Below are 11050 nucleotides of genomic sequence, written 5' to 3'. Positions count from 1 at the left end.
CGCAAGCCCATATGGCAGAGGTAGGCTGTAAAGGTCGTTTAACGCTCAGTATCAATCCATTTATTCCGAAGCCTTTTACACCATTCCAATGGATGGCTATGGATAATCAAAAAACGGTAGAGAAAAAACTGCAATATATTAAAAAAGCATTGCAAAAGAATCGTCGTATCGAGGTGCTCGTTGAATCACCTAAAGAGGCATATATCCAAGGTGTTCTCGCTCGTGGTGATCGCCGTCTTGGCGCTGTTCTTGCGGCATGTGCAGCAGATCGTGGCAGTAAGTCCTTCAAGGCTGAAATGAAGGCAGCAGGACTAGATATGGACGAGATGAACTATCGTGAACGCAGCTTTGATGAATTTTTACCATGGAGTCACCTCGACATGGGGATGGACGATGGATATCTTGAAATGGAATGGAAACGCTCTGTGGATGAAGCGTATACACCGCCATGTGTACAAGGCTGTAAGCGATGTGGTGTATGTAAATAGGAGGCACTTATGAATCAATCTGTAAAACGTATAGATGTTAAAGGACCTCATGGTACTTGGTCTTATGAAACTCCTAATTGGGCAGATCGTTTTCCTATTACAATGGGTGATACGTACCGTCATGGTGGTGTATCTCAAGAGCCCTATGAATCACTAAATTTAGCATTTCACGTAGGGGATGAGCCTAAGTATGTTCGTGAAAACCGTGCTATTATTGCTGAATATTTAGGTGTTGAACCAAAACGTATTTCTTGTGGTAATCAAGTACATGGTTTAAAAGCTGTAGAAATCACAGAAGCTCTCGTTGGTGCTGGAGCCTTTGGAGAGGATACAGCCATAGCCGATTGTGATGCTGTATTTACAAAATTACCGAATGTACCGCTATTTTTATTTACTGCTGATTGTGTAGCTGTAGGTATTTATGATGCTAAGCATCACGCTATCGCTACGGTACATGCAGGCTGGCGCGGAGCGATAGGACATTTGCCAGTTCTTACTATTGAGGCTATGAAAGAAGCTTATGGTACGGAGTTCAAAGATTGTTATATCTATCTTGGACCTAGTATTGGACCAGAATCCTTTGAAGTCGATGTAGAGTTAGGGAAACGTTTTGAATCAGCTTGGCGTGGTATGACGGACCGTAGTGTGGCTGATGTTGTAAACTATCCAGGCGATAAATTAGATAAAGCCTATATCAACTTATGGAACTTTATTGCTGAAGGTCTTATTGTTAATGGTGTACCTAAAGAACATATTGCTATCGGTGGTACCGATAGTGTAACTGAAACGGATTGTTATTCCTATCGTCGGGAAGCTGGTAAAACAGGTCGCATGGCTTTATTTGGTATGCTACAAGAACGGTAGTATATACATACATAGATTTATAGGCTTTATAAGACCTAAATGATGTACAATCAATAATAAATACTATATAATAGAATAGTCTATACAAATATATTTTATGGTTTTTGAATATAGATTGAAGGGGGATCACATGATTGAAGAATCCCTACACGCAATACAGCAGCGCATGGCAGATGCTATGGCGCGCGTTGGTCGCGTAGATACAGCATTATTAGTAGCTGTTACTAAGAACCACCCTGTATCAGCGGTGGAAGAGGTCGCACGTCTCGGTGTTACTCATGTGGGGGAAAATCGAGTACAAGAGGCTAAAGAAAAACAGCTCACCTATAAAGGTCCAGCATTAACATGGCACTTGATTGGTCATTTGCAGGTCAATAAGGTGCGTCAAGCGGTGCCTATGTTTGATTTAATTCATTCTGTAGACAGCCGTAAATTATTAGATGAAATCGAAAAGGTCGCTACAAAGCACGACAAGGTGCAAGACGTATTATTGCAAGTTAACGTGGCTCGAGAAGCCTCCAAAACGGGTATGTCCGTAGAGGAGTTCCCAGAAATACGAGACTATGCAAAGACATTACCTCATGTACGTGTACGAGGCTTGATGTGTATGGCGCCATTTTTCGACAATCCAGAGGAAGCACGTCCAATCTTCCGCGTAGCAAATGCCTTGTATGAGGATATGAAGGGCTACTTTGAAGAGGGGCAGATTCAATATTTATCTATGGGGATGACTCACGACTTTGAGGTCGCTTTAGAAGAAGGGGCTAACATCGTTCGTGTAGGCACAGCAATTTTTGGGGAACGTGTATATGATTAAGGCTCGGGTTGCCTGATAATCGATAGCGTTAAGTATTAGGAGGAAATCCAAATGGCATTGGGAGATTATTTAGACAAAGCAAAAAACTTATTCTTAGGCAAAAATGATGATGACTATGAATATGATGATTATGACTATGAAGATGAAGAGGAATATGAAGCGGAACCTACACCAGTAGCTCCAGTAGCTCCAGTATCCGGTGCATCTGAATTTCATCCACGCAAGGTAGGAGGCCAATCTACGATGACACAACGTCCAACAGCTATGAAAGTAGTTGTAATTGAACCAAAAGTATTTGAAGACTCTGAAAATATTACACATCAATTGCGCGACATGCGTCCTGTATTGATTAACTTTGAAAATACAGATCCTCATGAAGCAGCTCGTATTGTGGACTTCGTATCTGGTGCGACTTTTGCATTGGATGGCAAATTGGAAAAAGTAGGTAAAGACATTTTCATGTGCGTACCTGTAAACATTTCCATTGATTATTCTGATAATGACAGCAACAAAACTGAGCAAAACGAATACGCTTGGGACAATAAATAATTTCTCTATAAATGGTGGTGACAACGATGTTAGGTAAAACTTTATGTATAGGCGTTGGCTCAATGGGTGGCGCTCTATTGCGCGGTGCGTTACAGCATGGCGTGTTGAAAGCAAGTGATACACACATTCTTGTACGTCGCGAAGAACAATGTAAGGCTCTTACTGAGGAGCTCGGTGTAGTAGGTTTTACTACATTGCCTAATATAAACGAGTACAATACGATTTTATTGGCCGTAAAACCACAAGTGTTACCATCTGTATTAGAGACGTTAAAAGAAGTACCTTATGGGACTGTTATGATTTCTGTTGCAGCAGGTATCACCTTAGAAACCCTTGATGCAGCAATTCCACAAGCTAACTGGTTTAGAGCTATGCCCAATACACCGGCTTCTATCGGTGCAGGTATGACGGCTCTTGCAGGGGATGATGTACATACAGACCTTGGTCGCGCTGTACAAGCCTTATTTGCGGCTGTTGGCGAAGTGGCCGTGGTAAGCGAACCTGATTTGGATCGCTTAGGTGCACTATCTGGTGCAGGCCCTGGCTATATGTTCGTCATTCTTGATGCGTTAGCTGATGCGGGGGTTCGCATTGGATTGCCTCGTCACTTGGCAATCAAGGCAGCGGCTCAAACGATGTATGGTGCAGGCAAGATGGCTCTTGAAAGTGGCAATCATCCAGCAGTACTACGAGATCAAGTAACTAGTCCAGGTGGCACGACCATTGCCGGTATTGGTGCCATGGAAAAAGGTGGACTTCGCAGTGCTCTCCAAGACGGCGTAGTAGCATGTCTTGCTCGGTCGAATGAATTGGGGAAATAATTTTGGCAGATACTAGTAAATTAATACGATATTTTGAAGCCAGTGGCAGCGGTGAGGAAGCTCGCCGCATGCTAGACTTGGCTGAGCAGGTTGTAAAAGGTCGCCCTTATCGCGTGGCGGACTTTACGAGCCCTGCAGGCCTTGTCATTGCAGACGCAATCAAGGCTAACTACCCACAGCTTATCGTTAAGACAGACGGTGGCTATGAAGGAGCGGAACGTATCCGTATCGCCTTTGTAGATAGCGACTTTAACGGTACTGTGGACATGGGCATTCGCGCCCTTAAGGTAAATTGGGACCCGCGGTTCCGATTGCTTACCCATCGCGATGTGCTGGGCTCCTTGATGGGCCTTGGCATTGATCGCTCCAAATTTGGGGACGTTATCGTTCAACAAGGGGGCGCTCAAATTTTGGTGGATGAAAGCGTAGCAGACTTCGTGATTCAAAACTTTACAAAAATCGCTATGGTTTCCGTATCTGTAGAGGCTATTGAGCTATCAGATATTGCACCAAAAGAAGAAAAAATTAAAGAAGTCCGCACTACAGTTGCTTCTTTGCGCTTAGATGCGGTGGCAAGTTCTGGTTTTAGCGTATCTCGTACTAAATTGGTAAGCGCTATTAATGCAGGATTATTGCAAGTAAACTGGCAACCAGCTAAGGGTGCATCCCAAGAAGTTAAAGAAGGGGATGTTATCTCTATGCGTGGTCGTGGCCGAATGAAGGTAGAAGCCATTACAGGTACATCTCGTAAGGGGCGTATCGGCGTATATCTGAAACGATTCATGTAGGCAATTGAAAATCGGCTTGACCATCAAGCCGATTTTTTTATATATAGTAGGACAGCCATGGTATCTATAACATTTCAACCTACAACAGAAGATATAATCCTATTCGTTGGCGGCGGGGAGGTCGCAGAGCGACGAATGCAGCTCTTTGTTGATGAGCCGTGCAACATTGTGGTAATCGCTCCCACTGTAACAGATAGGATTTGCCAATGGGCAAAGGATAATCGTATCACTTGGTACGACCGTGCTTTTACAATGGACGATGAACACCACATTATAACGAGCAGTTTGTTCTTTATCTGCACAGATAATGGCGAATTAAACGATATGTTATATGAGATGGGGAAAAAACACCGCGTTTGGACGAATCGCAGTGATGACCCTAGGGCGTGCAGATTTACTGTTCCTTCGTCCCTTGAATTAGGTGATCTTCACATCGCTATTAGTGCTAATAACGTAGGGCCTCGTATTAATCGTCTCGTAAGGCAAGATATGATGAATCGTTATGGTCAGTTGCAAAAGGCTATGCCTAGACTTAAAATATTTAGAGAAGAAGTAAAGTTACTACTTCCTACCCCAGAGGCTCGACAGAAATTTTGGCGAGATCATCTGACCGTAGAAACTTTTGAAGCCATTCTCAAGGGAGAGTGGACGACTATAGAGGAGAAACTTGACCATGAAATTAGTGGTATTAGGTCTAAATCATAGAAGTGCCGCTGTTGAGGTGCGTGAGCGTTTCTCGTTTGATAAGGACGAGGTCGCTTCAGCACTGAACCGCCTCTATGAATTCGACTGTGTAGCAGAATGCGTTATATTGTCTACATGCAATAGAACTGAAATCTATGCGGCCTTAGAAGGTGTAGAGTTCCCTAAAGAATATATGCTGGCTGTGTTAAAGGATTTAAAAGGTGCCGACCACATCGATGAAGATGCCTTTTTCTTCTATGAAGAGCGCGATTGCATTGAACATCTATTCCGCGTATCTGCAAGCCTTGATTCCCTTGTATTGGGGGAAGGTCAAATCTTGAGCCAATTAAAAGGGGCTTATATTCAGGCTTATAGCGCAGGTTGCACAGGCACAATTTTTAATATCTTATTCCAACGTGCTATCAGTGTTGGTAAAAAGGTACGGACGAACACAGGTATTGCTAATACGCCTGTATCTGTTAGCTACACTGCTGTTAACCTTGCGGAGGACAGTCTAGATAAACCATTATCTGAAGCGACGGTGCTCATCTTAGGTGCTGGCACCATGAGTGAGTTGACCGCAACGCACCTACAAGCAAAGGGCGTAAAAACGATTTTTGTATCCAATAGAACCTTTACCAAGGCAGAGGCTTTAGCAGAGCGATTTAATGGTAAAGCTGTTAAGCTCGATAACTTTGTAGATTACGCTAAAGATGCGGATATCCTCATTACATCTACAGGGGCGCCACATTATATTATTACGGAACGTGAAGCAAAGAAAATTACCTCCCTTCGCAAAGGTGAGCCAATCGTTATGATTGATATTGCGGTACCACGCGATATCGATCCCGGCGTAGCAGATATGGAAGGTATTTACCTGTTTAATATCGACTCTCTTGAAAGTGTAGTCGAAGAAAATAAGGCACAGCGCGAAGAGGAAGCTCGTCGTGCAGAACCTATCATTCACGACGCTATTGAAGAATTATTAGATAAATTGAGTTATTTAACGGTGCGCCCTATGATGGCATTGCTCACAGAAAAAGCAGAACGCATTCGCCGTCGTGAGTTACATCGCGCATTAGCGAAATTGCCTGATATTTCTGATAAGGAGCGCCGCATTATGGACTCTATGAGTCGCATGATCATCCGCAAAATGTTGCGTGAGCCGATGATTCACTTTAACGAAATCGCTGGTACAGAGGAAGAAGGTTTGTACTGGGATTTATTCAAAGATATGTTTAATCTTGAGAAAGAAGGCTAAGGCCATGAGAGACCATATTCGAATCGGCACGCGAAAAAGTGCCCTTGCCCTATGGCAGGCTGAACATATTAGTGCAGAGTTACAACGTCTGTACCCAAACATTACGGTCGAGTTAGTTCACTTTAATACAAAAGGGGACCGTATCTTGGAAAAACCACTGGCTCAAGTGGGTGGTAAAGGTTTATTTACTGCTGAGCTAGAAGAGTCCATGCATAAAGGCGATATTGATATCGCCGTACATAGCTTGAAAGATATGCCTACAGAGTTGCCAGAAGGGCTAACTCTTGGTGCTATCTCTGCTCGTGAAGTGCCTTACGATGCGCTTGTGAGCCCCGTGTATAAAACATTAGATAAATTGCCTGAAGGTGCTCGCGTCGGTACAAGTAGCTTGCGTCGTCAAGCGCAATTATTACATGTCCGTCCTGACCTTAAGGTCGAAGTTATCCGCGGTAATGTACAAACTCGGTTGAGCAAGATTGAAACAGAAAAACTAGATGGCGTTATCTTGGCACAAGCCGGTCTTAAACGGTTGGGCTTAGATGATCAAATTACCCAAGTATTTAAAGCGGATGAAATGATTCCTGCTGTTGGTCAAGGTGCACTTGCTATTGAGTGTCGTGCTGACGATACGGAAATGCTTGAGATGCTAGCTCCTATTAACGACGAAGCTACACGCTATGCTGTTGAAGGGGAACGCAGCTTCTTGCGTCAGTTAAATGGTGGTTGCCAAGTGCCGATGGGGGTGCATGGTACTATCAATAAAGGTCAATTGACCTTAAAGGCCATGATCGCATCCCTCGACGGTAAAACGGTATACGAAGGAGAAATTTCTGGCCCAGCAAAGAAAGCTGAAATTCTTGGTAAAAACCTTGCAAAAGCCTTATATGAAGAAGGGGGCAAACATATTGTAGATGCTCTCATAGAGGAAGGAATTATAAAATGACAGGTATGGTATATCTAATCGGTGCAGGCCCTGGCGATGTTAAACTCATTACTGTGAAAGGTCGCGAATGCATTGAAAAAGCAGATGTAATTGTATATGACTATTTAGCAGATGCTCATTTGTTAGAATGGGCTCGCCCAGATGCAGAGTTGATTTACGCTGGTAAACAATGTAAAGATCACACAATGCACCAATGGGAAATCAACGAGTTATTAGTTCAAAAAGGTAAAGAAGGAAAAATCGTAGCGCGCTTAAAAGGCGGTGATCCACTCGTTTTCGGTCGCGGTGGTGAAGAGGCGATGGCTCTTGGGGAAGCTGGTGTACCATTTGAATTCGTACCAGGCGTAACATCTCCAATTGCAGCACCTGCTTATGCAGGTATTCCTGTAACACAACGCGCTATGGCTACATCCTTTGCGGTTGTAACCGGTCATGAGGATCCAACTAAAGCAGTATCTGGTATTCACTGGGAAGGCCTTGCTACAGCCGTTGATACACTTTGCTTTGTAATGGGGGTTGGCAATTTGCCTACCATTGCAGAAAAATTGATGGCTCATGGACGTCCAGCTTCTACACCAGTAGCGCTTGTTCGTTGGGGTACAAAAACGATTCAAGAAGTTCTCGTATCTACCCTTGAACATGTAGTAGAAGACGTAGAAAAGGCACAACTAAAAGCGCCAGCTATCATCGTAGTAGGCGATGTAGTTAACCTTCGTGAAAAATTACAATGGTTCGATAATAAACCGTTATTCGGTAAAACTATTGTAGTTACACGCGCTCGCTCCCAAGCTAGTGCATTCCGTGAAAAATTAGCAGATCAAGGTGCTAATGTAGTAGAAGCGGCAGCGATTAAAACATCTCCATTGGAGTTGTTTGATGAAGATCGTCGTATCATCAATAATACAAAACAATACCAATGCATCGTATTCACATCTGGTGAAGGGGTTCGTTACTTCTTCGATGCTCTGTATAAAGAAGGCAAGGATACACGTGCATTAGGTAATTCTAAAGTAGCAGCTATCGGCTGTGCTACAGCTCGGGAACTTCAAAAATACGGCATTGTTCCAGATATTATTCCTGTAGACTATAAAGCTGAATCTGCTGTAAAGGCTCTTGAAGAAGAGCTCAAAGCAGGGGACTCCGTATTGCTCATCCAACCAAAAGTAGCGCGCGACGTAATTCCACGCTCTTTGCGTCATCACGATATAGATGTAGATATTTTGCGTTTATATGAAACGACACAAGATACATCTCAACAAGAAGCATTAGTAAATGCATTAACTGCAGGTACTGTAGACTATATTACGTTTACAAGTTCCTCTACAGTAACAAATACAATTCAATTATTGGGTGATGATGCATTGAAACTATTAGGCAATACTAAGATTGCTTGCATCGGACCTATCACAGCTGCTACAGCTATGAGTGCAGGTCTTAAACCAGCTGTTATCAGCGATGTATATACTACTGATGGCTTGGTAAATGCTATTGTAAAGGACATTTAGGAGGATTACATGTACGATTTAACATACCGTCCTCGCCGCTTGCGTATCAATCCAGAAATGCGTGATTTGGTACGGGAAACGACACTCGACGTAACTGATTTAATTTATCCATTATTTATCGTTCCTGGTGAAGGTATCAAAAAAGAAATCGATACTTTGCCAGGCCAATACCACTTATCCGTTGATGAAGCTGTAAAAATGGCTCAAGAGGTATATGGTCTTGGTATTCTTGGCGTAGAAATCTTCGGTATTCCTACATATAAGGACGAACAAGGTTCCTCTGCATGGGATATGTCCCAACCTGTACAACAAGCTATTAAAGCCATACGTGCAGCTGTGCCAAATCTATTGGTGGTAGCTGATGTTTGCTTGTGCCAATACACAACAACAGGCCATTGTGGCATGATTGATGACCATGAAATCTTAAATGATGAAACATTGCCATTGCTTTGTAAAGTAGCGGTAAGCCAAGCGGAAGCAGGTGCGCATATGGTGGCTCCATCCGATATGATGGATGGCCGTGTAGGTGCTATCCGTGAAGCCCTTGATGCGGCAGGTTATACTAATGTATCTATTATGAGCTATGCTGCAAAATACGCATCCGCTTACTATGGTCCGTTCCGTGGTGCCGTTAACTCTGCACCTAAATTTGGGGACCGCAAATCCTATCAAATGGACCCAGCTAATCGCTTGGAAGCTTTCAGAGAAATCGAACTCGACATCGCTGAAGGTGCAGATATTATCATGATTAAACCAGCCTTGTCCTATTTGGATATCGTTCGTGAAACACGTGACCGCTATGAATTACCTGTAGCGGTATACAATGTATCTGGCGAATATGCGATGGTTAAATCCGCTGCTGCAGCTGGTCTTATCGACGAAGAACGCCTCGTTATGGAAACAATGCTTTCTATGAAGCGCGCCGGTGCTAAAATTATCATTACGTACCATGCTATAGATATTGCTAAATGGTTACAAAAGTAAGGAGAAACCATGTTCCAACTCGGTAAATCTGAAAAAGCCTTTGAAGAGGCTAAACGCTATATGCCAGGCGGCGTAAACAGTCCTGTTCGTTCCTATCGCAGCGTAGGTTCTAACCCTCCGTTTATTAGTAGTGCCAGCGGCAGCCGTATTTATGATATTGATAACAACGAATACATCGACTATGTATTGAGCTGGGGCCCTATGATCTTGGGCCATGCTAACCCAGAAGTTATCGCTAGCTTGCAAGAGGCGATTCCACGGGGCACTAGCTATGGTGCGCCTACACTACTAGAAACAGAATTGGCTAAAAAGGTACAAGCCTTCATGCCATCTATGGAGGTTATCCGTCTCGTTAACTCTGGTACAGAGGCGACTATGAGTGCTTTGCGCGTAGCTCGTGGCTATACTGGTCGAGATCGCATTGTGAAATTCGTTGGCTGTTACCATGGTCATAGTGATGCACTTTTGGTAAAAGCTGGCTCTGGCCTTGCTACCTTTGGTGTGCCAGATAGTCCTGGTGTTCCACAAGGTGTAGCAGAAAATACCATAACCTTGCCGTACAATGACTCTGATGCGGTTCGTAAACTGTTTGATGAAATTGGTGATACTATTGCAGCCATCATCGTAGAACCTGTAGCAGGTAATATGGGCTGTGTGCCACCAGAACCAGGCTTCCTTGAAACCTTGCGAGAAGTGACTAAGGCTCATAGTGCATTGTTGATTTTTGACGAAGTTATGTGTGGCTTCCGCGCTAGCAGTGGCGGTGCACAAAAATGTTACAATATTAAACCAGACCTTACATGCCTTGGTAAAATCGTTGGCGGTGGTATGCCACTTGCTGTGTTTGGCGGTGCTCGTGAGATTATGAACCAAATTGCACCAGCTGGTCCTATTTATCAAGCTGGTACATTGAGTGGTAACCCTATTGCCGTTACCTCTGGTCTTGCCACACTTTCTATTTTGCAACGGGATCCAACTATCTTCAAACAAGTAGAAGACGCAACTATTGCCCTTTGTGAAGGTTTTGAACGCTTGGCTGCACAATACAATGTGCCTGTTGTCGTGCAACGGGTAGGCTCCATGTTCACTATCTTCTTCACTGATAAACCAGTTAAGAACTTTGATGATGCAGCAGCTTGCAACGAAGAACAATTCAAAATGTTCTTCCACCATAACTTGAGCCATGGTATTTATTATGCGCCAAGTCCTTATGAAAGCAACTTCGTATCTATCTGCCACAAGAGCAGTGAAATCGAACGCACATTAGCCGTAGCTGATGAAGCTTTCAAAAAAATCAGTGATACACTACTATAAAAATGAGTGATACACTACTATAAAAATCAGTG

11 protein-coding genes and 1 pseudogene are annotated in these 11050 nt (G+C 43.5%); all 12 read left to right on the top strand.

Translation table 11 applies throughout. The annotated features are described in order from the left end of the window. A pseudogene (locus QZ055_RS01685) lies at window positions 1-488 on the top strand (B12-binding domain-containing radical SAM protein); the annotation flags it as partial. A gap of 9 nt (window positions 489-497) precedes the next feature. Next, entirely contained in the window at window positions 498-1352 is an 855-nt protein-coding gene (locus QZ055_RS01680) for a polyphenol oxidase family protein (RefSeq protein WP_295824231.1), read from the top strand. Between the two features lie 130 nt (window positions 1353-1482). After that, window positions 1483-2169 (top strand): YggS family pyridoxal phosphate-dependent enzyme, encoded by a 687-nt coding sequence (locus tag QZ055_RS01675; RefSeq protein ID WP_295824229.1) that lies wholly within the window; start codon window positions 1483-1485, stop codon window positions 2167-2169. 51 nt (window positions 2170-2220) lie between these two features. Next, the gene (gene sepF / locus QZ055_RS01670; protein WP_009351152.1) at window positions 2221-2718 is read left to right on the top strand and encodes a cell division protein SepF; all 498 of its coding nucleotides are present in this window, start codon (window positions 2221-2223) and stop codon (window positions 2716-2718) included. A gap of 26 nt (window positions 2719-2744) precedes the next feature. Next, a complete protein-coding gene (proC, locus tag QZ055_RS01665) occupies window positions 2745-3539 on the top strand; it encodes a pyrroline-5-carboxylate reductase (RefSeq protein ID WP_295824227.1) in 795 nt (264 codons plus the stop codon). A gap of 2 nt (window positions 3540-3541) precedes the next feature. Then, the gene (locus tag QZ055_RS01660; RefSeq protein ID WP_119206332.1) at window positions 3542-4327 is read left to right on the top strand and encodes an RNA-binding protein; all 786 of its coding nucleotides are present in this window, start codon (window positions 3542-3544) and stop codon (window positions 4325-4327) included. A 57-nt stretch (window positions 4328-4384) separates the two neighbouring features. After that, window positions 4385-5032 (top strand): bifunctional precorrin-2 dehydrogenase/sirohydrochlorin ferrochelatase, encoded by a 648-nt coding sequence (locus QZ055_RS01655; RefSeq protein ID WP_295824225.1) that lies wholly within the window; start codon window positions 4385-4387, stop codon window positions 5030-5032. Next, window positions 5001-6272 (top strand): glutamyl-tRNA reductase, encoded by a 1272-nt coding sequence (gene hemA / locus QZ055_RS01650; protein ID WP_105084892.1) that lies wholly within the window; start codon window positions 5001-5003, stop codon window positions 6270-6272. The genes QZ055_RS01655 and hemA overlap by 32 nt, the downstream gene beginning before the upstream one ends. Window positions 6273-6276: 4 nt before the next feature. Continuing rightward, window positions 6277-7215: a hydroxymethylbilane synthase gene (gene hemC / locus QZ055_RS01645; protein ID WP_295824223.1), complete on the top strand. Its 939-nt coding sequence runs from the start codon at window positions 6277-6279 to the stop codon at window positions 7213-7215. Further along, window positions 7212-8720 (top strand): uroporphyrinogen-III C-methyltransferase, encoded by a 1509-nt coding sequence (gene cobA / locus QZ055_RS01640; protein ID WP_295824221.1) that lies wholly within the window; start codon window positions 7212-7214, stop codon window positions 8718-8720. Before hemC ends, cobA begins: the two co-directional genes overlap by 4 nt. Before the next feature lie 9 nt (window positions 8721-8729). Next, the gene (gene hemB / locus QZ055_RS01635; RefSeq protein WP_295824219.1) at window positions 8730-9704 is read left to right on the top strand and encodes a porphobilinogen synthase; all 975 of its coding nucleotides are present in this window, start codon (window positions 8730-8732) and stop codon (window positions 9702-9704) included. A gap of 9 nt (window positions 9705-9713) precedes the next feature. Continuing rightward, on the top strand, window positions 9714-11018 hold the full coding sequence (gene hemL / locus QZ055_RS01630; RefSeq protein ID WP_295824217.1) for a glutamate-1-semialdehyde 2,1-aminomutase: 1305 nt from the start codon (window positions 9714-9716) through the stop codon (window positions 11016-11018). The last annotated feature ends 32 nt before the right edge of the window (window positions 11019-11050 follow it).

It is taken from the genome of uncultured Veillonella sp., assembly GCF_905209685.1.
Lineage (GTDB): Bacteria > Bacillota > Negativicutes > Veillonellales > Veillonellaceae > Veillonella.
This window is presented reverse-complemented; position numbering and strand designations above follow the sequence as displayed.